23 protein-coding genes and 3 pseudogenes are annotated in these 21,714 nt (G+C 60.0%); 14 read left to right on the top strand and 12 right to left on the bottom strand.

The annotated features are described in order from the left end of the window. Positions 1 to 15 precede the first annotated feature (15 nt). Together ACW4PC_RS00885 and ACW4PC_RS00880 are read left to right on the top strand one after the other, a co-directional pair. Positions 16 to 1,314, top strand: coding sequence for an adenylosuccinate synthase (locus ACW4PC_RS00885; RefSeq protein WP_455872551.1), 1,299 nt, complete (start codon positions 16 to 18; stop codon positions 1,312 to 1,314). Between the two features lie 63 nt (positions 1,315 to 1,377). Then, complete coding sequence (locus tag ACW4PC_RS00880) at positions 1,378 to 3,777, top strand: hypothetical protein (protein ID WP_455872550.1); 2,400 nt, start codon at positions 1,378 to 1,380, stop codon at positions 3,775 to 3,777. Between the two features lie 48 nt (positions 3,778 to 3,825). Here the strand turns inward: ACW4PC_RS00880 and ACW4PC_RS00875 are convergent, their stop codons facing one another. The 3 genes from ACW4PC_RS00875 to ACW4PC_RS00865 form a co-directional block, all read right to left on the bottom strand. Then, positions 3,826 to 4,467 carry a glutathione S-transferase family protein gene (locus tag ACW4PC_RS00875; protein ID WP_455872586.1) on the bottom strand — a complete coding sequence of 214 codons (642 nt, stop codon included), beginning with the start codon at positions 4,465 to 4,467 and terminating at the stop codon, positions 3,826 to 3,828. Positions 4,468 to 4,563: 96 nt separating this feature from the next. Further along, a complete protein-coding gene (gene rpoH, locus ACW4PC_RS00870; protein ID WP_039845711.1) occupies positions 4,564 to 5,472 on the bottom strand; it encodes an RNA polymerase sigma factor RpoH in 909 nt (302 codons plus the stop codon). A 172-nt stretch (positions 5,473 to 5,644) separates the two neighbouring features. Beyond that, positions 5,645 to 6,670 carry an RluA family pseudouridine synthase gene (locus tag ACW4PC_RS00865; protein WP_455872549.1) on the bottom strand — a complete coding sequence of 342 codons (1,026 nt, stop codon included), beginning with the start codon at positions 6,668 to 6,670 and terminating at the stop codon, positions 5,645 to 5,647. Positions 6,671 to 6,707: 37 nt separating this feature from the next. Here ACW4PC_RS00865 and ACW4PC_RS00860 point away from each other — a divergent pair, with 37 nt between their 5' ends. After that, positions 6,708 to 7,091 carry a hypothetical protein gene (locus ACW4PC_RS00860; RefSeq protein ID WP_455872548.1) on the top strand — a complete coding sequence of 128 codons (384 nt, stop codon included), beginning with the start codon at positions 6,708 to 6,710 and terminating at the stop codon, positions 7,089 to 7,091. Positions 7,092 to 7,096: 5 nt separating this feature from the next. After that, positions 7,097 to 7,918: a TrmH family RNA methyltransferase gene (locus ACW4PC_RS00855; RefSeq protein WP_455872547.1), complete on the top strand. Its 822-nt coding sequence runs from the start codon at positions 7,097 to 7,099 to the stop codon at positions 7,916 to 7,918. Position 7,919: 1 nt separating this feature from the next. On the opposite strand, the gene ACW4PC_RS00850 is transcribed toward ACW4PC_RS00855, so the two are convergent. Continuing rightward, positions 7,920 to 9,074 carry a hypothetical protein gene (locus ACW4PC_RS00850; RefSeq protein WP_455872546.1) on the bottom strand — a complete coding sequence of 385 codons (1,155 nt, stop codon included), beginning with the start codon at positions 9,072 to 9,074 and terminating at the stop codon, positions 7,920 to 7,922. A 121-nt stretch (positions 9,075 to 9,195) separates the two neighbouring features. Next, the gene (locus tag ACW4PC_RS00845) at positions 9,196 to 9,792 is read right to left on the bottom strand and encodes a DUF1134 domain-containing protein (protein ID WP_455872545.1); all 597 of its coding nucleotides are present in this window, start codon (positions 9,790 to 9,792) and stop codon (positions 9,196 to 9,198) included. A gap of 185 nt (positions 9,793 to 9,977) precedes the next feature. Here ACW4PC_RS00845 and chpT point away from each other — a divergent pair, with 185 nt between their 5' ends. Both chpT and ACW4PC_RS00835 read left to right on the top strand, forming a co-directional pair. Beyond that, positions 9,978 to 10,628, top strand: coding sequence for a histidine phosphotransferase ChpT (gene chpT / locus ACW4PC_RS00840; protein WP_455872544.1), 651 nt, complete (start codon positions 9,978 to 9,980; stop codon positions 10,626 to 10,628). 119 nt (positions 10,629 to 10,747) lie between these two features. Then, positions 10,748 to 11,110: a response regulator gene (locus tag ACW4PC_RS00835; RefSeq protein WP_022716949.1), complete on the top strand. Its 363-nt coding sequence runs from the start codon at positions 10,748 to 10,750 to the stop codon at positions 11,108 to 11,110. 127 nt (positions 11,111 to 11,237) lie between these two features. Here the strand turns inward: ACW4PC_RS00835 and ctrA are convergent, their stop codons facing one another. Further along, positions 11,238 to 11,939 (bottom strand): response regulator transcription factor CtrA, encoded by a 702-nt coding sequence (gene ctrA, locus ACW4PC_RS00830; RefSeq protein WP_003542362.1) that lies wholly within the window; start codon positions 11,937 to 11,939, stop codon positions 11,238 to 11,240. A gap of 440 nt (positions 11,940 to 12,379) precedes the next feature. On the opposite strand from ctrA, the gene ACW4PC_RS00825 reads away from it, so the two are divergent. Continuing rightward, the gene (locus tag ACW4PC_RS00825; protein WP_039845703.1) at positions 12,380 to 12,730 is read left to right on the top strand and encodes a hypothetical protein; all 351 of its coding nucleotides are present in this window, start codon (positions 12,380 to 12,382) and stop codon (positions 12,728 to 12,730) included. A 97-nt stretch (positions 12,731 to 12,827) separates the two neighbouring features. On the opposite strand, the gene ACW4PC_RS00820 is transcribed toward ACW4PC_RS00825, so the two are convergent. Continuing rightward, positions 12,828 to 13,106, bottom strand: a complete 279-nt coding sequence (locus ACW4PC_RS00820) for a GNAT family N-acetyltransferase (protein ID WP_194727806.1) — start codon at positions 13,104 to 13,106, stop codon at positions 12,828 to 12,830. A 107-nt stretch (positions 13,107 to 13,213) separates the two neighbouring features. On the opposite strand from ACW4PC_RS00820, the gene ACW4PC_RS00815 reads away from it, so the two are divergent. Continuing rightward, positions 13,214 to 13,681, top strand: a complete 468-nt coding sequence (locus ACW4PC_RS00815) for a paraquat-inducible protein A (RefSeq protein ID WP_455872585.1) — start codon at positions 13,214 to 13,216, stop codon at positions 13,679 to 13,681. A 24-nt stretch (positions 13,682 to 13,705) separates the two neighbouring features. Here the strand turns inward: ACW4PC_RS00815 and sciP are convergent, their stop codons facing one another. After that, positions 13,706 to 13,981, bottom strand: coding sequence for a CtrA inhibitor SciP (gene sciP, locus ACW4PC_RS00810; RefSeq protein ID WP_007533628.1), 276 nt, complete (start codon positions 13,979 to 13,981; stop codon positions 13,706 to 13,708). Between the two features lie 679 nt (positions 13,982 to 14,660). On the opposite strand from sciP, the pseudogene ACW4PC_RS00805 reads away from it, so the two are divergent. Next, positions 14,661 to 15,288 (top strand): annotated as a pseudogene (locus ACW4PC_RS00805) (class I SAM-dependent methyltransferase). Positions 15,289 to 15,486: 198 nt separating this feature from the next. Here the strand turns inward: ACW4PC_RS00805 and ACW4PC_RS00800 are convergent. Further along, positions 15,487 to 16,118, bottom strand: a pseudogene (locus tag ACW4PC_RS00800) (tyrosine-type recombinase/integrase). 136 nt (positions 16,119 to 16,254) lie between these two features. Between ACW4PC_RS00800 and ACW4PC_RS00795 the strand changes: the two are divergent. Both ACW4PC_RS00795 and ACW4PC_RS00790 read left to right on the top strand, forming a co-directional pair. Further along, positions 16,255 to 16,764: a nucleoside kinase gene (locus tag ACW4PC_RS00795; protein WP_455872543.1), complete on the top strand. Its 510-nt coding sequence runs from the start codon at positions 16,255 to 16,257 to the stop codon at positions 16,762 to 16,764. 257 nt (positions 16,765 to 17,021) lie between these two features. Then, positions 17,022 to 17,144 (top strand): annotated as a pseudogene (locus ACW4PC_RS00790) (IS5/IS1182 family transposase); the annotation flags it as partial. Between the two features lie 107 nt (positions 17,145 to 17,251). Here ACW4PC_RS00790 and cysQ read toward each other — a convergent pair. Next, entirely contained in the window at positions 17,252 to 18,070 is an 819-nt protein-coding gene (gene cysQ / locus ACW4PC_RS00785) for a 3'(2'),5'-bisphosphate nucleotidase CysQ (protein ID WP_455872542.1), read from the bottom strand. A gap of 302 nt (positions 18,071 to 18,372) precedes the next feature. Between cysQ and ACW4PC_RS00780 the strand changes: the two genes are divergently transcribed. Beyond that, positions 18,373 to 19,062, top strand: a complete 690-nt coding sequence (locus ACW4PC_RS00780) for a VOC family protein (protein WP_455872541.1) — start codon at positions 18,373 to 18,375, stop codon at positions 19,060 to 19,062. A gap of 140 nt (positions 19,063 to 19,202) precedes the next feature. On the opposite strand, the gene ACW4PC_RS00775 is transcribed toward ACW4PC_RS00780, so the two are convergent. Continuing rightward, complete coding sequence (locus ACW4PC_RS00775) at positions 19,203 to 19,526, bottom strand: methyltransferase family protein (protein ID WP_455872540.1); 324 nt, start codon at positions 19,524 to 19,526, stop codon at positions 19,203 to 19,205. Positions 19,527 to 20,006: 480 nt separating this feature from the next. Here ACW4PC_RS00775 and ACW4PC_RS00770 point away from each other — a divergent pair, with 480 nt between their 5' ends. Next, the gene (locus ACW4PC_RS00770; protein ID WP_455872584.1) at positions 20,007 to 20,399 is read left to right on the top strand and encodes a VOC family protein; all 393 of its coding nucleotides are present in this window, start codon (positions 20,007 to 20,009) and stop codon (positions 20,397 to 20,399) included. 130 nt (positions 20,400 to 20,529) lie between these two features. On the opposite strand, the gene ACW4PC_RS00765 is transcribed toward ACW4PC_RS00770, so the two are convergent. Beyond that, positions 20,530 to 20,730: a hypothetical protein gene (locus tag ACW4PC_RS00765; protein ID WP_455872539.1), complete on the bottom strand. Its 201-nt coding sequence runs from the start codon at positions 20,728 to 20,730 to the stop codon at positions 20,530 to 20,532. A gap of 77 nt (positions 20,731 to 20,807) precedes the next feature. Between ACW4PC_RS00765 and ACW4PC_RS00760 the strand changes: the two genes are divergently transcribed. Beyond that, positions 20,808 to 21,710: a branched-chain amino acid ABC transporter permease gene (locus ACW4PC_RS00760; RefSeq protein ID WP_183927508.1), complete on the top strand. Its 903-nt coding sequence runs from the start codon at positions 20,808 to 20,810 to the stop codon at positions 21,708 to 21,710. Positions 21,711 to 21,714 lie beyond the last annotated feature (4 nt).

The following is a 21,714-nucleotide window of genomic DNA, read 5'->3' as shown; positions in this document are numbered from 1 at the left end:
AACAGGAAGAGTTGGATGACGAACGTAGTCGTGGTCGGTTCGCAATGGGGTGACGAAGGCAAGGGCAAGATTGTCGATTGGCTTTCGGAACGTGCGGATATCGTTGTGCGCTATCAGGGCGGACACAATGCCGGCCATACGCTCGTCATCGACGGCACGAGCTACAAGCTGTCGCTGTTGCCTTCCGGCGTCGTGCGCCCGGGCAAGATGGCGGTGATCGGAAACGGCGTCGTCGTCGATCCGCACGCGCTGATTGCCGAGATCGAGAAGCTCGAAAAACAGGGCGTCAAGATTTCTCCCGACAACCTGCGCATCGCCGACAACGCTACGCTGATCCTCTCGCTGCACCGCGAGCTCGATGCCTATCGCGAAGATGCCGCCTCCAACAGCGGCACGAAGATCGGCACGACGCGCCGCGGCATCGGCCCGGCCTATGAAGACAAGGTCGGTCGTCGCGCGATCCGCGTCATGGATCTCGCCGATCTGGAGGCGCTCCCGGGCAAGGTCGACCGCATCCTCACGCACCACAACGCGCTTCGCCGCGGCCTGGGCGTTGACGAGGTGAGCCACGAGGCGATCATGACGGAGCTGACGTCGATCGCCGATCGCGTGCTTCCCTTCCGCGAAACGGTCTGGCTGCTCCTCGACAAGGAGCGCCGCAAGGGCGCGCGCATTCTTTTCGAAGGCGCGCAGGGCAGCTTGCTCGATATCGACCATGGCACCTATCCCTTCGTGACCTCGTCGAATACGGTCGCCGGCCAGGCTGCTGCCGGCTCCGGCATGGGGCCTGGCTCGCTCGGCTATATCCTCGGCATCACCAAGGCCTACACGACGCGCGTCGGCGAAGGTCCGTTCCCGACGGAACTCAACGATTCGGTCGGCCAGTTCCTTGGTGAGAAGGGCCATGAATTCGGTACGGTGACGGGACGCAAGCGCCGTTGCGGCTGGTTCGATGCGGCGCTTGTACGCCAGTCGGTCGCGACCAACGGCATCACCGGCATTGCGCTGACGAAGCTCGATGTGCTTGACGGTCTCGACGAGCTGAAGATCTGTGTCGGCTACATGCTTGACGGCGAGCAGATCGACCATCTGCCGGCAAGCCAGGCGGCGCAGGCTCGCGTGGAGCCGGTCTACATCGCGCTGGAAGGCTGGAAGGAGTCGACCGTCGGCGCCCGCAGCTGGGCCGATCTGCCTGCGCAGGCGATCAAGTATGTCCGCCAGGTCGAGGAGCTAATCGGCGCGCCTGTCGCGCTTCTGTCCACAAGCCCCGAGCGCGATGACACCATACTTGTGACTGATCCGTTTGAGGATTAATGTCGCGGGTCATTATGGCATCTGGCCCGGCCGCGAATCTGGGCCTCTCGAGAAAAGTAACTAATGGCTGATTTTATTGCAGTTATCCGGCGGGCGGTTGACGGCCTGGCTGAAAACACCCCCGAGATGCGGGCGAAGGTTTACGAGCGTGCCCGCGGCGCGGTGCAGCGGCAGCTCGAAAACATGAAGCCGCGTCCGCCGGAAGCGATGCTGCAGCGCCAGCTCGATAAGCTCGATGCTGCTATCCGCGAGGTGGAGGCCGAGCACTCCGAGGCATTGCCGGACGATGAGGCAGCCATTGCTGCAGCAGAAGCGCCTGTCCATGAAGAGCCTGTTTCCGAGCCGCCAGCAGAGTATGCTGCCGCGCCGGAGCCGGCTGAAGAACCGGTCGCTGAAGAACCGGTCGCTGACGAACCGGTTGCCGCAGAACTTGCTGACGAACCGGTTGCCGCAGAACCGGTCGCAGAAGAGCATCTCGCCGATGCGGATGAAGAAGCGCAATACCGTCACGAAGAGCCGCAGCCTGAACTGCAGGAAGAGCCGGCCCCCTACGAGGAGCCCGCGTCGGTAGCGGCGGTGCCGGAAGAACAAGAAGAAGAACGATGGGACCGCCCGGTCGAGGAAGTTACTGCTGCGGCTGAGGCGGAAGCAGCACCTCCCGAGGAATGGGCTGCGTCGCATCGCGATGAAGTGCCGGCCGAGGAATACGCACTCCCGCCGGAGGAGTATCTTGAGGAGGCGCCCGCCGTCGAGGCCGAACCGGCTGTCGAACCGGCTTCCCTTCCTCCTGCCGGCGAATACAATCCGTCGAACCGGCTCGTAGAGCCGTTCGTCTCTTTCGAGAAGCCGGGGGAGTTCGTCGAGCACAGCCGCGAGGAGCCGCTGCAGGCCGAAACGGTTGCGCATTTCGATCCCGTCTGGGCCGAGCCGGCTGCCGAAATCCCGGCCGAGCCACCGAAGGACGCAGAGGTTGAATGGGCCACGGAGGAGGTCAGGAACTTCTCAGAAAGCGTTCCTCAAGCGGAGTCGGCCAACGACCACGCGCGCGCCTTCGAGGAAGCCATTGCTGGTCTTCAAAACCCGCCGCCGCCCGCGAAGATGCCGGCCGCGAACGAGGGCTTTTCCTGGGAAGCCGCCGCCTTTGACGATCTGCCGCCGATCGAGGCAGGCACCAACAACAAGAAGGCCCCTGTCGCAGCGCACTTCGACGATTCGGACCTGTTCGCCGAGATCCACGGCAAGCCTGCGGCGCCTGCTGCCGACGTTCCGGGCGAAGAGTGGCAGGAAGCCAAGGCCCTTCGGGGCTACGGTCGCCGCGGCGTGGTTGCGGAAGACGACGATTCGGCGCCAGCTACCGATATCGACCAGATCGTTGCCGCCAAACTGCAGAGCAAGAATTTCCGCATGGAACCGAAGCGCCGCCGCTTCGGTATCGGCACGATCATTGCCGTTATCGGCGTGCTGGCAGTGCTGGGCGGCGGTGCCTATGCCGCCTGGATGAACCGTGCCGAGCTGATCGCCATGGTTGACAACCTGGTGAGCGCCGCTCCGTCCAAGACGGCCGAGAGCGAGCCCGCTGCTATGCAGAAACCGACGCCGGCAACCCCTTCGACAAACAACACCGAAGCGGCCAAGCCTGCCGAACCTGGCCGGCAGGTTGCCGCGCTCGATGACGGCTCTTCGGTCAACAACAAGTTCAACCAGCGCCTCATGGCAGACGGTACGGAAGTCGACAGCGGCCCGGCTGCCATGCCCGGTACGCCGACCGCCGAAGGCAAGTCGGTCGCCGAGCAGAATGTGGCATCCACCGCGCCTGCTCCGCCCGTTCAGGCAGGTGGGGCGTCCGCCGAGACGCCGCCGCCGAACGGCCCGGCCGCTGCCCCGCAGCAGGTGCCGGCCGGTGCGAGCGAGAAGATGTTCCTCTATGAGGAGCGGATCGGCCAGAGCTCGCCAACGGCGATCCAGGGGGGCGTCGCCTGGAGCGTCCAGCATGAAGCCGGCCAGGGCGGCAAGCAAGAATTGACGGTGCAGGCCAATGTGACGGTGCCGGAGCGCAATCTTTCGGCTCTCGTGACCTTCAAGCGCAACTCCGATCCGTCGCTTCCGGCGAGCCATCTTGTCGAGATCGTCTTCTCGCTTCCGCCGAATTTCGAAGGCGGCAGCATCGATAGCGTCCAACGCATTTCGATGAAGCGCACGGAGCAGGATCGCGGCGACCCGCTGATCGCGGTTCCTGCCAAAATCACCGATGACTTCCACATGATCGCGCTGAACGATTATCCGGATGCCCGCAAGGCGAACCTCGATCTGCTTTCGACGCGTGACTGGATCGATATTCCGATCACCTATCGCAACGGCCGCCGCGCGCTGATCACGATGCAGAAGGGTCCGACCGGCATAGCAGCCTTCAATACGGCAATCAAAGAATGGACGGCGCTCGGCGACGTGAGCACGAGCCAGTAACGCACTGATCGCCTGGAAAAGCGGCAGCGGGACAACCCGCTGCCGGGCTCATGTCGTTGGCTTTGTGTATTGCATGCTTTTACGCTCGACGATGCGTTGCCACCAGGCGGTGAGGCCGGTGTGCTGCTCAAGCAGCTTCCGCCCTTCGGGAACCGTCAGGAAATAATCCATCATTGGTGCGACGTGCAGATCCGCCAATGTCAGCGTCTCTCCCGCGAGCCAAGGCTCGCCATCCATCAAATCCGCAAGAGCCTGCAGGCAAACAGGCGCTTTGGATCGAGCGATGGCCACCCGCGCCTCATCGCTTGGCTCTCCGCGCAGCGGCTTCGACACCAGTTCCACATACATTCCCCAGACCAGGTTGGAGTAGATGTATCCATCCGCAATGCTGATGATCTGGTTCATCCGGGCGCACGGCCTTGGAGTTGCCGGTTGCAGGCTTGGACCGTTGAATGCCGCATCAATGTAGCGTGTTATCGCTCCGGTCTCATAAAGATTGAAACCCTCATGCTCCAAGGCTGGGATTTTGCCGAACGGCTGCCGGGCGAGATAGGATGCCGGCGGTCCTGCCGCTGCAAAGACATCGACGGGCACCAGATCGTAGTCAACGCCCTTTTCATGCAAGGTGAGCCGCGCGGCCCGCACATAAACGCTGTAATCCGCGCCGAACAGTTTCGGCCGTTGCCTCATCCCGCAAGGTGCCTCTTGCAAACTTAAAATGAAGAAAGCCGCCTGTCGCAATCTGCAGCAAGCGGCTTTCCGATCTCATATCGAGGCGCCAACCCGTTATGCCGTGGCTTCGACGACACGGACGGCGTTTGCCCTTTCCAGCGCTTCCTTGCGCACCGCATCCTGCACCTTTTCGAAGGCGCGGACTTCGATCTGGCGCACGCGTTCGCGGCTGATGTCGAACTCGGTCGACAGATCTTCCAGCGTGACCGGATCGTCGGCAAGGCGGCGTGCTTCGAAGATGCGGCGTTCGCGGTCGTTCAGCACGCCCATCGCCTTCGAGAGCATGCGGCGGCGCGTTTCGAGCTCGTCCTGCTCGATCAGCACGTCTTCCTGGCTGTCGTGGTCGTCCACGAGCCAATCCTGCCACTGGCCGCTGTCGCCTTCGGAGGCCTTAATCGGCGCGTTCAGCGAAGCGTCGCCGGACAGGCGGCGGTTCATCGAAACGACCTCCTCCTCGGAGACGTTCAATTTCGTGGCGATCTCCGCGACATGCTCCGGCTTCAGGTCGCCTTCGTCGATTGCCTGGATCCGACCCTTGAGGCGGCGCAGGTTGAAGAACAGGCGCTTCTGGTTGGCGGTCGTGCCCATCTTCACCAGCGACCACGAGCGCAGGATATATTCCTGGATCGAGGCCTTGATCCACCACATCGCGTAAGTGGCGAGACGGAAACCGCGTTCCGGATCAAACTTCTTGACGGCTTGCATGAGGCCGACATTGCCTTCGGACACGACTTCGCCGATCGGCAGGCCGTAGCCGCGGTAGCCCATCGCGATCTTGGCGACGAGACGCAGGTGGCTGGTGACGAGTTTATGCGCAGCTTCGCGGTCACCGTGCTCGGAATAGCGCTTTGCCAGCATATATTCCTGCTGCGGCTCCAGCATCGGAAACTTGCGGATTTCGTCGAGATAACGATTGAGACCGGCTTCGCCGGCGGTAATGGACGGCAAGGTATTGCGGGCCATGATTGCACCCTCCTATGCAGATTCCGGTTCCCGATGGAACGCGTCCCCGCGTCTGAACTGGCGAACCGGGACGTGCGGCTCAAATCCAAGCCCGCACTAAGTCAACATACAGATAAGTATGGCGGAACAGCGGTTCAAGTCCATCAAAAGCCTTCACGAAGACGTTATACCGTTAACGGCGCAGCGCTTCTGCGAGTTCCACCATATCTGCGGGGAGGGGCACTTCGAAGTGCATGAGTTCACCCGTGCGGGGATGCTCGAACTGCAGCATATAGGCATGGAGCGCCTGACGGCCGAAGCTGTTGACGACTTTACGTGCTTCATCGGGCAGTAGATTGGCCTTGGTTCTGAAATGCGCGCCATAGACCGTATCGCCAAGCAGCGGATGGCCGATATGGGCCATATGGACGCGAATTTGATGGGTCCGGCCGGTCTCCAGATGGCATTCGACGAGGGCTGCAAGCGCTGTTGCATCCGGGCTCTCGTGGAAGCGTTCCAGCACCGCGTAATGCGTGATGGCCTCGTCGGCATCCTGGCTGTCAGGACGCTTGACGGAGCGGCGCGTGCGGTCGCCGGTCGAGCGGCCGAGCGGCGCATCGATCGTGCCTGAGAGCGAGCGCGGCCGGCCCCAGACGATCGCCTGGTAGGCGCGCTTGAGCGGCATGGTGCGGCCGTGATCGGCAAACTGTAGCGACAGGTGGCGATGTGCAATATCGTTCTTGGCGACGACCATGACGCCGGTCGTATCCTTGTCGAGCCGATGCACGATGCCTGGCCGCCGGACGCCGCCAATGCCCGAGAGGCTGTCGCCGCAGTGGTGGATCAGCGCATTGACGAGCGTTCCCGTCCAGTTTCCGGCAGCGGGATGGACGACCATGCCGGCCGGTTTCGAGATGACGATGAGGTCGTCGTCCTCGAAAAGGATGTCGAGCGGGATGACTTCGCCCTTCGGCGTCGGGTCTTCCGGCTGAGGCAGCAGGAGTTCGTAATTGTCGCCGGAGCGCACTTTCTTTTGCGGGTCGAGGACGACGGCGCCGTTCACCAGCAACTGGCCATCCTTGATCAGAACCTTGACGCGGCTGCGGGAAAATTCCTCGCCGAGCTGGGCCGTCAGCCAGGCGTCGAGGCGGCCTTCGGCATTCTCATCGGCAGTCAGGACTTTCCTAATGCCGGATGCTTGTTTAAAGGGGTCGCTCAAGACGCTTCTTCTCCGAAGTATTTCATAGGACACCACGATGACGAAAATCGAGCTGGACGATCAGGAAGAACAGCCCCTTGATCCGGCAATGGAAAATGTCCGGCGCAAGATGGTCCGCCTGCAGATCGTCTCCGGCGCCATCATGTTCGTGAGCCTTATGGCGGTCTTCGGCGCCGTTGTCTACAAGACGATGAAGGCCGAACCGGAAGAAACGACAGCTGTCTCGGGCTCCGGCGTTCCTTCGGATTCGCCGGCCAGATCCACGGTTTCCCTGCCGCTCGGGTTCGCCGTGCAGTCCACGTCGCTCTCCGGCAGCCAGATCCTGTTCTTCGGCCAATCGATCGACGGCAAGCGCAAGGCGCTGGTCTTCGACATCGAGGCGGGTCGGCTCGTCGCCGACATCACCGTCGCCGGCAACTAAGGCCGATGGCTGCCGGGCCGATCACGATCGAAAGCGCCGACGATCCGCGCATTGCGGAATTCCGCGCGATCCGCGAACGCGACCTGACGGGCAGGCAGAACCGCTTCATTGCCGAAGGCACCGTCGTGCTGCGCATGCTGGCCGAAGCCCACGCTACGAGACGCGGCTTCGAGGTCGAGAAAATCCTGCTGCTGCGAAACCGCGCCGAAGGCGTCGCAGACATTCTTGCGCGCGTGCCGGACGATGTCCCAGTCTATGTCGCCGAGGCGGATGTTCTCGACGGCATCGTCGGCTTCCATCTGCATCGCGGCGTGCTGGCGCTCGGCCGACGCATCGCGGGCAGCGAGAACCTGCTCGACAACCTGCCGGAGCGCGCGCTGGTGCTCGTTGGCTGCGGCATTTCCAATCACGACAATGCCGGTTCGATGTTCCGCAATGCGGCCGCCTTCAACGCGGACGCCATCTTCCTCGACGAGACCTCCTGCGATCCGCTTTACCGGAAGGCGATGCGTGTCTCGGTAGGTTCCGTGCTGAGCGTTCCCTATCAGCGGAGCAGCAGTGCTCTCGATATCCTCGTCGCACTGGCAGAACGCGGTTTCGATATCTGGACGCTATCGCCGCGCGCCAACACGGATATCCGTGCGATAAAATCTTCGGATCGCATGGCGCTGGTGGTCGGTACCGAGGGAGATGGGCTGCCGGAAGCTGTCCTGGCGCGCTTCAGGAGTGCGCGCATTCCGCAATCTGCCCGCCTCGACAGTCTCAATGTCGCAACGGCGACCGGCATCGCTTTGTTTGCGATGGCATCTGCGGCCGATCGCCTCTGAATCAGCCCGGTTGCGACAGGATCGTTGCGGCGCGCTGGGCGAGGCTCACGCGTTCGCCCTCTTCGTTACCCGCATCCTCCGGCAGAAGGTCGCGGATCGGCGAGGAGGGGCCCTCGTTAAGCGCCGTCAGTGCCACCATGCCGGCCGCGATCGAGGCGATCTCTTCGCGCATGGCGCTGTCGTTGCCCGTCGTCGCCTTCGCCTTGGAAATGCGATCGGAAACGGCTGCACTGCGCGCGCGAACTTCTTCGGCAAGGCGGGCGGCAACCGCTGCTGAATCAAGTTCGGAAGCTGGAGATTCTTCCTGCATCAGTTCCTCCCCTTTCATTTCGACCGTCGCCAGACCCGCATCGCGAAGCGCGTGGTTTGCCTTGCGCAAGCCGGCATTGAGCGACTTCAATTGCTCCTTGAGCTTGGCGATTTCCTGCTGGCGGCGGCCGAGCAGCGTTTCCTTGTCGGCAGCGGCAGCCGCCTCGCGGGCGGATTTGTCCTCCAGGCGGATCACCATATGCTCCTGCTGCGTCAGCTTCTGCTCGGCATCCTTGGCCCGCTTCTGCAGAAGATTGACGTCCTGGCGCAACGTGTCGCGTTCGTCGCGCAGCGCGTTGGCACGGGATTTTAGACTTTCCATCTCGGTTTCGCGCGCCGCCATGTCGATTTTGAGGTTGTCCGCCTGCTCGGCGAGCTTGTTGAGGCGCGTGCGCAGCGTCTCGATCTCGCTTTCCTTAGCAGAAGTCGCCTGTTCGGCAATGTGCAGGCTCGTCTTCAACTGGCTGATATAGTTTTCGTCCTTGCGCCGGTGGGAGCGCATTTCGGCGGCCTCGACGTTCAGATCGCCGATCTGCGCCTGCAATGCGCCGAGTTCGGACGACAAGCGGCCGGCATCGAGCGCAAGGGAATCATGGCGAAGCTGCAGGGACAGCGATTTTTCGCGCTCGCGTATCAGGTCCTGTGCCGTTCTGGCATTCTCCGCAGCGTAGAGCGCCCGTACCATGTCCTTCTGCGCCCTTACTTCCTGTGGGGTAAGGGGCATTGTCGCCTTCATGCGGTTTTCCGTATACCAGACGATGCGGCGATGGATTGCAGGAGAGATCAGGAAGACGAGGAACGCCGCCGTCAGGAAACCCAGTCCGAACAGAAGAGCATATTCGATCACGGCGCGGCCATTGCTTTAAGGTTTCATTTGCGTCAGCGCCAATGATTAAAGCACGCGCTGCGCCTAGAGCAAGTGGCGGATAGGTGACGGCGGGCAAGAAACCCGCCGCGGGATCGTGGGATTAGAAGGGGTTCCAGGTCGGGCCGGGCGTGATTTTCAGATAGCCGACGTTGACGCCGAGGCGGGCTCCGACGCCGGTGCGGATCGGAACCACCAGAACATTATTGTTTTTGAGCAGCGTCATGCCAAAGCCGGCAATGACGAAGGCCTGGCCGCTGACACCGCCGAAGCGGGCATAAATGCTGTCGATCGAAGGCAGGTCGTAGACCAGCATCATGACGCGCGTGCCCTGGCCGCCGTAGTCGATGCCGAGGGACGGTCCCTGCCAGTAGAGCGAATGTGCGCCGGCGTTCTTGGTGTTGAGCTGGCCTTCTCCGTAGGTCAGGCCGGCGATGAAGGCGCCGGATCCTTCCTGTCCCAAAACGTAACCGTTGGGCAGACCATATTTTTGAAAGGCCGCTTCAACTACCTTTGCCAGGCCGCCGCTGGTCGATCCGAAAAAGGAATGGCCAGCGTCGACGATCTCCTGCATGGTGTACTGATTGCTGTTGGCCTGCTGTGCTGCCGCCTGCTGCGGGGAGAGCACAAATGCTGCAATGGTCAGCGCGACGAAGAGTCGGCAAAAGCCCATAAATCTTCCGGGGGATTGAAGGCGCATGGTGTCATCCGTTCATCATGGTCGGTTCGATGAGCCGTTTCCGGCGTGGATGCATTTTGCGCGGATCGTCTTAACAATCGGTTTACCAAATATGGTGTCATTATGGCGACGAGTACGGCGCAAACTTCGTGCAATTTTGATCAAGCATGATAGGCGGGATGAAACTTTGCCGCCTTTAGGAGACGATGATGTCCAAGAACCCCAATCTCACATTGACCGGCCCGGATCTGGCCGCGCTACTTTGCAGCCGTGTTTGCCATGACGTCATCTCGCCCGTCGGCGCGATCAACAACGGTCTCGAGCTGCTGGACGAAGGCGGCGCCGATTCGGACGCCATGGACCTCATCCGCACGAGCGCGCTCAATGCCTCGGTTCGCCTGAAATTTGCACGCCTCGCATTTGGCGCCTCCGGTTCGGTCGGCGCGTCGATCGATACCGGCGAGGCAGAGCGCGCAGCCAAGGATTTCGCAGCTGCCGAAAAGAAGACCGAGGTGAGCTGGAATGGGCCGCGCGCCATCGTCGCGAAAAACCGGGTCAAGCTGCTGCTCAATCTCTTCCTGGTTGCCTATTCCTCGATCCCGCGTGGCGGCTCACTGGAAGTGACGCTTGAGAATCCGGAGTTCGACGCCAAGTTCAAGATCGTCGCCAAGGGCAAGCTGATGCGCCTGCCGGCGAAGTTCGTGGAAATCACATCGGGCCAAGTCGAGGAGGCGATCGATGCGCATTCGATCCAGCCCTACTACACGGTCCTGCTTGCCGAAGAGTGCGGCATGGAGCTCGGCCACAGCGCGACGGGCGAAGAAATTATCTTCACCGCGGAGGCGGTTTTTGTCTAGCGTCATGGTTGCATCGCTGCAGCCTGGCACGTCACAGGTAACACTTCCTTAGCCTAATGGACCTATTCTCAAGGACTGAGGAAGCGCCACTGGGGTAAAAGTGGAGCGAAGGAGCAGGCATGCAGCGGTTCATGATCACTGATAGTTCGGATGTCGTCCGCAAAGTCGGAAAGCGTATCCTTTCCGAACTCGATTTCCTTGTCAGTGAGGCGTCCAATGCAAGCGAAGCGCTTTCGCGCTGCCAGGCCGAGCTCCCGGAATATATGATCGTCGATTCCGGCATGGACGGCGCGCTCGAACTGATTTCCGCCATCCGGGCGATGGAAGGCGGCAAGGACGTCAAGATCTACTACTGTGTGATCGAGGCCGATCTCAAGAAGCTGATGATGGGCAAGCGGGCAGGGGCCACCGACTTCCTGCTGAAACCCTTCGACCGCAAGATCCTGACGGCCGTCTTCGGCAACCGCGCCATCGCCGCCTGATTTCCTATATTCTTCAAGGCCTGAGCCGCCTCCGGGCGGCTTTGTTTTTTGCGAGGCCATGCATCGAAACGAAAAATCCCGCCGGAAAAGCGGGATATCTCATGATCGAAAGGGGAAATTCGGTCTCTCAGGCGGTTTCGGCGTATTCGGCGCCATCCGGCTCGCGCAGAACGTAGCCGCGGCCCCAGACGGTTTCGATGTAGTTTGCGCCGCCGGCAGCATTTGCGAGCTTCTTGCGCAGCTTGCAGATGAAGACGTCGATGATCTTCAGTTCCGGCTCGTCCATACCGCCGTAAAGGTGGTTGAGGAACATTTCCTTGGTCAGGGTCGTGCCCTTGCGGAGCGAAAGCAGCTCCAGCATCTGGTATTCCTTGCCCGTCAGGTGAACACGCTGGCCGCCGACTTCAACGGTCTTGGCGTCGAGGTTCACGATCAACTCGCCGGTCATGATGACCGACTGGGCGTGACCCTTGGAACGGCGGACGATCGCGTGGATGCGAGCGACCAATTCGTCCTTGTGGAACGGCTTGGTCATGTAGTCGTCGGCGCCGAAGCCAAGGCCGCGGACCTTGTCTTCAATCCCTGCCATACCGGACAGAATCAGGATTGGTGTCTTGACCTTGGACAGGCGGAGAGTGCGCAGCACCTCATATCCGGACATGTCTGGAAGGTTCAGATCGAGAAGGATGATGTCGTAATCATACAGTTTGCCGAGATCGACGCCTTCTTCACCAAGATCGGTGGTGTAGACGTTGAAACTTTCGGATTTCAGCATCAGTTCGATGCTCTGCGCTGTCGCGCTGTCGTCTTCGATAAGTAGTACCCGCATTATTATCCCCTTTACCGCCGCCGAAAGGTGGTCTGGCCCCCTACGCGATACCGAATACTTCACTGCGTGATTTGGAAGCTGCCACGAAATGGTTAACAAATTCTGATTCACTCTGGCAAGAGGTAACGAATTTATTAAGCAATTTGTCCATTTCTCTGTTTTCCAATGAGAATCCGCAACGCCAATTCCTTAACTTTTACATTAAGAATGGCCGGTAAGCGATTTATTCGACTCACCAATGAACAGGATCCGGAAATCGCGTAGTGATGTTTACCGACCCTTAAATCATCGGCACTATCATTAACGATGCCCGTAAACGAAAGGTTACCAGCGGTAGGTTTTTGTTAATACCGATGGAAATTTTTTTGGCAGGCCGTTTCAAACCGGTGCGCAAGGGCAATTTTAGTAGAGCCGGATCTCGCATCACTGGAGTAATGCGTATGAAGTCGCGTGAGAGCCTAGTTCGCCTGAAGGAGTTTCAGGTGAACGAAAAACGACGTCAGCTGCAGCAATTGCAGATGATGATGTCGGAATTCGAACGAATGACGAAGGATCTGGAAAGTCAGATCGTCATCGAAGAGAAGAAGTCCGGCATATCCGACCCGAATCACTTCGCCTACCCGACCTTCGCAAAGGCGGCACGCCAGCGTGCCGACAATCTTCAGGTTTCCATCAAGGAATTGAAGATGCAGGAAGAGTCACTGGAGCAGGCGCTCGAGGAGATGCAGGCGGAATATGCCCGCGCTACCGCGCTCGAAGAGCGAGATAGCGTCATTCGGGCCCGCGCCTGATCGATTGGCAGCGGACGCCGGCTGCGGCGTCCTGTAGATCGCCTGAAGAAGCCATGTATGACGGGCCGTAGTCCGTCATACATGGCTTTTGGTGTTGTTAATTCACCACGTCGCGCCATTCCTCGTGGCGTTGTGATTGCGCCTTGAAGAACGGGCAGAGCGGAAAGATCTTCCAGCCGCCCTTTCTCGCCTCTTCGACGGCGTGAAGCGCAAGCGCCTGGCCGACGCCTTTGCCGCGCAGGGCATCCGGCACGCCGGTGTGATCGATGATGACGAGCTTCGGCGACGTGCGGGAATAGCTCATTTCGGCTTCGTGGCCGTCGACCTTGGCCACATACCGCCCGCCCGAGGCATTGTCTTCGTTCCGAATATCCATTGTATTTTCTCCGAAAACCGATGTTGTTCAGGCAGACCGTGACATGGCGGCCATGCCATGCCAAGCCGGTGCAGGTGACGACACAGTGTTCAACCAAGGGGTATTCGATGAGTAGACTGGTGGGAATCCGGCCGGTACTGCTTGCTGCAGCACCATTTTTCCTGGCGCTTGGGCTGGTACTGCCTCTGATCCGATTCGAGAAACTCTACTTCTTCGACGAAACGCCGTCGCTGCTGGAGATCGTTGCTTCGCTCTGGAGCGGAGGGGATATCCCGCTCGCGCTGATCGTCGGGATCGTGTCAATCGTATTGCCGATCCTGAAGATCGTCGGCATTGCCGCCGAGGCGACAGCTGCCGGCGGCGGGACCGGCAGCTGGTTTTATCGTCACGCCGTACCGTATCTGTCCAAGTGGTCGATGATGGACGTATTACTGGTGGCGATCGTGGTAGCGGCGGCGAAGACCACGGGCCTGGCGGATGCTTTTACTCAGCCGGGACTCTGGTGCTACGCAGCGTCAACAATAATTTCGGGCCTTCTTCACTCCCTTCAGGGAAATGCGTCCGGCCCGAAATAAATGTCTTTGCCTGAGGCAGATGGTTCAGTGACGGTATTGCTGGATACGCGTCGTGCGCAGGCCGGCAAGGCCGTGACTGTTGATCGACGATTGCCAGGACAGGAATTCTTCGACGGTGAGCGTGTAACGCTCGCAGGCTTCTTCCAAGCTCAACAGGCCACCGCGCACCGCGGCGACAACCTCAGCCTTGCGACGGATAACCCAGCGCCGGGTATTCGGCGGCGGAAGATCCGCAATCGTCAGCGGGCTGCCATCGGGGCCGATGACATATTTTACTCGGGGACGTATCATTTCGGTCATTGGACTCTCTACACAACTCAAGACCACGCGGGCACTCTAGCTTGTCACATTTAAAAATTGCCTAAGCGCACAGTAAGACTTTGATAACAACTTTAGCTGCCTGACCGCCCGCCGCGGCGGGCTGCCTGCCGTAGCGTCAATTTGTACCGGATGCATGACTCCCATGCCGAATAGATATTACAGACATTTTGCGGGCGGCCTTATAAGCGCTACAACATCATGAATGAGCGCTAGACCTCGTCTCCGTTCTTCTCGCAGCATCAGTCAAAGATTGCCTCGGCATGCCTACACGCCCCTACGACGCGGGGCATCGTTGCAGTCTTGCTGTTGTCCGGCGCCATAGCGCTTGCTCTTGCGAGACCCGAACCGATGGCCCGCGGCTGAGGACAAGTCGATGACAAGACGGCTGGCCCTTACCCCACCCCATTACAGACTTTGGCGCAGATTGACGGACGAGAGCTTTGGAGACGTCGTGCTGGGGTTCGTGAACGGCGGGAATGAGGGCGCATTGCCGCCCGGCAGCATTGGCTCGGTCGGTAGTGTCTCTGACCGTATTTCTGCTAAGGCTGGGAAGCAAATCGCCCGCGATGTCACCAATCTGCCGAAGTGTGAAGGGCGCAACGGACTGATGGGGCCTCTCGCTCATCAGGCCTCTTGTCTTGATGGAGGAGCGCTCAGGATGAGCACCGACCTGGATACCGTGCGGTCGCTATGATACGGTCGCGGCGGAGTACGCTGCCGAGGCCGCGGCGATGCCCGAATGGGTCGCGACAGAGATCGATGCGTTCGTGACCGAGCTGGGCGGCTCGGGCCGGGTGCTGGAGATCGGAAGCGGTGGCGGGCGAGATGCACTTGAGCTTGAGAAGCGGGGAATTAGCGTCCGGCGCACCGACATTGCAAAGGGTTTCGTCGAACTGCTTCGCGAAAGTGGCTTCGAGGCCGACCTGTTGGACCCGCTGACCGAAGACTTGGCCGACCCGCAGCGTCCCGGCACGCCGTACGACGGGATCTGGGCCTGTGCCTGCCTGATTCATGTCGCGCGCGAGGATTTCGGCACGGTGCTTGGACGGCTTGCCAAGGCGACCCGGACTGGTGGCCGCTTGCACGCCTCGGTTAGAGAGGGCGAAGGCGAGGATGTGTCCACACACGGCAGTGCTGCAGCGCCGCGGCGCTACGTCGAGACGTACTGGCGCGAGTCTGCCCTGCGGTCCGCACTCACAGACGCCGGCTGGATCGTCAGCGAGGTACGTCGGTGCGTCGGAAAGCCCCATGATCGGTGGCTGAGCGTTCGGGCGAGTCGGGCGTGACGCACACAGAACTTGCGGGAATGGCCGGTTGTGGCGCGACTATGAACTCTAGGTGGTCACCGCAATGTCGGCTTCCGGTCGAAGGCAAAGATCCCCTCTGTGGCCGACATGGGGGCGCATAGCGCTCGGTCGAATTGTTCAGACCGAGAACATTTGCGCCGAGAAGTACGGCCCCGCTGGATGCGGGGCCGCACTATGTCAAATCTCGGTATGCTCCGCTAGTTCCAAAGCATCCTCAATGTCCACCCCCAGGTACCTGACCTGTTCTCGATCTTGGTATGACCCAAGAGGATCTGGATCGCTCGAAGATTGCCTGTCGCTTTGTAGATCATCGCGGCTTTGGTGCGCCGAAGCGAATGCGTGCCGTAGTCTTCGCGACGTAGTCCGATTGCTGTTACCCACTCATCCACCAATCGGGCATACTGGCGAGTGCTCAGATGATCGGCACGGTCGACTCGACTAGGAAAGGCGTAGTCGTCAACTGTTCCACCTCTGCGTTCAAGCCATGCAGTCAGACTCGCCCTGACGTCAGTCGTGATCTCGAACTGCACCGGACGACCGGTCTTTTGCTGGACGACCATGGCACGGGTTCGAATTTCTATAGCTGTGACGAGAGTGCCGATTTTGATTTTAACGAGATCACAGCCGCGAAGTTTGCTGTCGATTGCGAGATCGAACAGCGCGCGATCTCTCATGCGCCCCTCCCGGTCAAGGAAGAAGCGTATTGCCCAAATCTGGCGCTGCTTCAGCGGCTTTTTGACGCCGACCTTCCGGCCGGCGTTCCATGCGGGACGGCCCAGTGCAGTTGGATCGTATTGTGCAATACCCATTTGAGTTCTCCTTCGGCCAAAGGTTGGCCGCTTGGAAAACGTATGTGAGCAGTGAGAGGGGCCGTCATTTCGTTGGCGAAGCGTTCCCAGGTATTGTGTCTTCTCACTAGATCGAAAGCCATGATAAGCGGCGCCTATGGGAATCAAGAACTATCTGATCGAAGGCGGTTCCGGCACTGGGAAAACGTCTGTCGCTACCGAACTGGAGCGGCGGGGCTACCATGTCGTCCATGGTGACCGGGTCTTGGCCTATGTCGGCGACCCCGAGAACGGCCAGGCACTCGCAGGACCACCCGAAGGCGCGGACCGCATCGTTTGGGGATACGCGCACTGGATCTGGCCTGTCGACAAGGTCCGGGCTATTGCTGCCGACACCACCCATCCTGCCACCTTCTTCTGTGGCGGCTCGCGCAATTTCGATAAATTCCTAGAGCTATTCGACAAGGTTTTCGTGCTCGACATCGACGTTGAGACGTTGAACCGACGATTGGATGGGCGGCCAAATGAGCCGGGCTTCGAGCCGGCCGAGCGGGCGCTGGTACTCCGCTACCATCATACCCGGGAATATCTTCCTGCCGGCATCAATATCGACACGGCGGGTACCGTCCCGAGTGTCGTCGACGATATCCTCGCTCAACTCACCTGACGCCCTGAAAGTATTGTGAATGGGATGGGAAGCACTCGATTATTGCGGGAACGCTAGCCGCCTGAACGGCTCACAGGCGGCATTATCGCTTTCGTAGTCGACCGGCAGCTCTCAGAATGAGAAACCGGGTGTTTTAACGACCGACAAGGGGGCGCGTCGCAGACGGAAAAGGGGGCCGTTTACCGACTGGCTGCTTTCACATCGCGCCGGATTCTGCTTCAGGGCTCACCATGAGCCGATATGACCTGATAGACTTTGAATGGCGCGTGATCGAGCGCTTCTTCTCCAAGCTTTTCCGCCGCGTTGCCACCCGATACGACAAGCACGCCGCCAACTTCCTCGCTATGGTTCAGCTCGCCTCAATGCGGCTTTGGCTCCGCGCTTATGAGTCTACGGCCTACCAGATACCCCTCCCTTCCGACGTCGTTGCGGGCGAAAGGGCTGCCTTCGCCGTCACGGTCAGCTGCACGCCATTCTTTTTTGATTTTTAAGGATTTTCGCCCGAAGCCATTTGCATCCGCACAGCCATTTCCTTGTCGCCCCAGGAGATGAAGTCGGGATTGGCGAAGTCGAAATCCGCCTTGTCGCCGGTTTTGCCGTAGGTCAGCGGCAATCCGTCCATGGTAACGGTCGTGCCGCCTGCAGCGCGCAGGATCGCGTCGCCCGCGGCCGTGTCCCATTCCATCGTCCGGCCGAAGCGCGGATAGAGGTCGGCCTTTCCCTCGGCAAGCAGGCAGAATTTCAGCGAAGAGCCGATATTGGTGCATTCGGAGATCGCCTGCTCGATGAGAAAGGTGTCGGTCGCGGGACTTTTGTGGCTGCGGCTGGCAAGAGCGAGGCGCTTGGCAGGTGGTGCGCGGACCGTGATTGCAATGCGTTCAGTCACCGTAAAATCGGCGCCGACGAGGAGTTTTTCCGCGTGTCCTGCCTTGCCTGCAAAAGCAATACCGAGTGCTGGTGCATAGACGATGCCCGCAAGCGGCACGCCATGCTCCACATAGGCAATGTTGACCGTGAATTCCCGCCGCCTGTCGACAAATTCGCGCGTGCCGTCGAGTGGGTCGACAAGGAAGAAAGCCTTACCCTCGATATCCGGCACGTGGCCGGCCGCCACCGATTCTTCGGCAATCACCGGAATATCTGGATAGCTGCGTGCAAGATGGGCAAGGATGATCCGCTCCGCTTCTTCATCCGCGCGGGTCACGGGACTTGAATCTGCTTTCGTCGCGACAGCGCACCCTTCGTCGAAGATCGCGATGATCGTTCTACCCGCCTCAAGCGCCGCCTTTTCGAATATCGCTAACATGTTCCCCTCAACGGATGTCAGCATCCGGAAGTAGTATAAAGACATATATGGTGATCGAGCCACCTTTTTGCGCGGGGCATAGCCGTCATTCGAGAAAATAGATTGCTGGCGACCGCGATGGCAACGGGCCATAGAGGGGCAAGTGGTTCCTCATCAAAACAATCGGAATTCTCCACAACGAAGGTTAGCGCAGGGTCCATTAGCACCACATCATAATTGATTCGACTGCACGTCTTTGCTGTGATCCACTCGCTTGGGCATGTGCCGCCGCCCTGAAGGCTGCCAACCTTAAGGAGCTCCACATGAGCAATAGCCAGGAGCACAGCAAAACGGTTGTCGAGACGCCGAGAACGCAGACGATCGACATGAAGCTGGAGATCGTCGTTATTCCTGTTTCGGACGTGGATCGCGCTAAGGGCTTTTACAGCGATCTGGGTTGGAGACTCGACGCCGACTTCGCCGCCGATGAAGGCTTTCGCGTAATCCAGTTTACGCCGCCTGGCTCCGGGTGCTCGGTTATCTTCGGCCAGAACGTCACTGCAGCAGCACCCGGCTCCGCGCGGGGCTTGTACCTGATCGTCTCCGATATCACTGCCGCCCGACGCGAGTTGCTCGGGCGTGGGGTCGAGGTCAGCGAGGTGTTTCACGACGCTAGCGGCGTCTACGCTGGCGCCGACGAACCCTACCTGTTTGGCCAGCTCCGGATCCCTGGTCCGGATCCCGAGCACCGCAGCTACCGCTCGTTCGCCTCATTCAGCGATCCAGATGGTAACGGCTGGTTGCTCCAGGAGATTACCGCCCGATTGCCCGGACGCGTGGACGCCGACGCCACGACATTCACCTCGTCGACAGAGCTCGCGGCAGCCCTCCGGCGTGCGGCTACCGCGCATGGCGAGCACGAGAAGCTGACGGGCGAGTACGATGAGGGCTGGGCGGGCTGGTACGCCGAGTACATCGTCAGCGAGCAGGCCGGCAAGCAGCTGCCATCGTAAGGGCGGTGCCGACGGCGGCGACGGGTCGCTGCAAAGGCATATCTGTTTTGCGCCACCGAGCCCGACCTTGCCAATGATGCCGCGAATGTCGCGTCTCGACCCGTTCTGCGGTTCCAGCAGGTTGATCCCTCTTCGTCCCGCTACAGCCACCGCCCGACGCGGGCTTTGTAGGTGAGATAGACGTCGCCGAACTTCCGCTCGAGATAGGCCTCCTCGCGGGCAACCACGCCGTAGCGGATGACGAGATAGAACGGCACCAGCAGGACGATGAGCCACAGACTGTCGATGGCGATGGCCAAGCCGATGAGGCCGAGGAACATGCCGATATAGATCGGGTTGCGCGTGAAGCGGTAGGGTCCCTCGTCGACGATCGTCGCCGTTGGCTGGGTGGTCTGGATCTGCGTCCCCGCACGGCGGAAGGTCCCCGCCGCCCAGATCAGCAGCGCCAGGCCGGCGAAGAACACGATGCCGCCCAGCGCAGCCGGCCGGCATGGCCGTCGGCATGAACGGCAGCCGATAGAGCCAGTCGAGCGCGAGCCCGGCAACTACAGCGAGCGCCCAGGCGATCGGCGGCCGTACCGCCGCGCCTGAACTGTCGCGCCAATTCCCGCTCACCTCGTTCATGCCCGCCCGCCCGATCTGCTCCGGGCCTACCAAGGCCCTTCCCCGGTGGGGAGTTTACGTTGCTTCGAAAGAGATTTGAAGTCAGAGGGCGTGGACAGGCAAGGATCGAATTCGGCCGACACTTCTCGCTATGCAAATGTCAGCTCCAGAGAAGCGACGGATTTTAACCTAAGGTGCACGTTTCCCGCCGACTTTTGTGATCGTGCAACATCCGCCCCTCTCAGCTCAAAGTGTGACTGCCCGGAACAAAGAGGCGGGCGGGCGTGTTAACCGGCGAAACCCACCGCGTTGAAGCTCCGCCTCATTTCCGCGAGACCAAGATGGCCATCCACTTCAATCATACGATCCTGTCGGCTCGAGACAGTAAGGCCTCGGCAGATTTCCTGGCCGATATGCTGGGCCTGTCGCCGCCGCGGCGCTGGGGGCCGTTCCAGATGGTCACGACCGACAACGATGCCAATCTCGACTATATGGATACGAAAGGTGAGATCGTACGCCAACACTACGCCTTCCTGGTCGGCGATGCTGAATTCAACGCGATATTCAATCGAATTCGAGAGCGGAACCTGCGTTACTGGGCCGATCCCGGCCAGAGAAAGCCAGGCGAAACCAATGACCACGACGGTGGACGCGGACTCTATTTCGAAGATCCGAACGGTCACCTGCTCGAAATCATCACGCGTCCTTATGGCAGCGGCGGCTGGAATCCGTGAGAGTTGGCACTGGCGCATTTGCCAATTGCAACGCCCGGCAGGCCGTTCGTTTGAAACGTTTTTCGCGTCCGGCCTTCGAATTTCGTAGGAATTTGCCGAAAGTTCCGGTTTTATGGAATAAGTGCCATGCTTAACGCAGCCCCGCCTTGCCCGCCTCGCAGGCGATTTGGTTAATCCACAGCCGGTTTCTGGCTAAAATTTCCTCAGGGAATGCCTCTTTAATGTGGATTTTGGGCCGAAACGCGCCATTTACGTCCGTTTCGCCAAGAATCTGACCCAGTAAAGCCTTTTTGTCTTCACATTTTCGCGGAAAACGGTATGGATGCCGCATATGAGGTTCCGATAAAAGGGAACTACAGACCAAAAAGAGATGCAGTCATGTTGGCTCGCATCCAGGGGAAATGACATATGGAGTATTTCGTCCAGCAGCTCTTCAACGGGCTGACGCTCGGATCCATCTATGGCCTTGTCGCTATTGGCTACACGATGGTTTATGGCATTATCGGCATGATCAATTTCGCCCATGGCGATATCTTCATGCTCGGTGGTTTCGCCGCTCTTATCGTCTTTCTCGTTCTCACATCCATCTTTGCAGGCTTTCCGGTCGCAGTTCTTCTGCTGCTGATGCTTATCGTTGCGATGCTGATGACGAGTTTGTGGAATTGGACGATCGAGCGTGTTGCATACCGACCGCTGCGCGGTTCCTTCCGCCTGGCGCCGCTGATCACCGCGATCGGCATGTCGATCACCCTGTCCAACTTCATCCAGGTGACGCAGGGTCCGCGCAACAAGCCGATTCCGCCGCTCGTCGGTTCGGTTTACAATATCGGCGGTATTTCGATCTCGCTGAAGCAGATCATCATCATCGTCATCACCGTGGTGCTGCTGGCCGCCTTCTGGTACATCGTCAACCGCACGGCGCTCGGACGCGCCCAGCGCGCGACGGAGCAGGACCGCAAGATGGCCGCTCTTCTCGGCGTCAACGTCGATCAGACGATCTCCATCACCTTCATCATGGGCGCGGCGCTCGCCGCAGTCGCCGGCACGATGTACCTGATGTATTATGGCGTCGCTTCGTTCAACGACGGCTTCACGCCGGGCGTCAAGGCGTTTACCGCAGCCGTTCTCGGCGGCATCGGCTCGTTGCCGGGTGCCGTTCTCGGCGGACTGATGATCGGCCTCATCGAATCGCTCTGGTCCGCCTATTTCACGATCGCCTACAAGGATGTCGCGACTTTTGCGATCCTCGCTTTCGTCCTGATCTTCAAGCCGACCGGCATTCTCGGACGGCCGGAAGTCGAGAAGGTATAACATC

Source organism: Rhizobium yanglingense (assembly GCF_977109285.1).
Note: the sequence above shows the minus strand (reverse complement) of the source record. Positions and strands in the feature narration are given on the sequence as shown.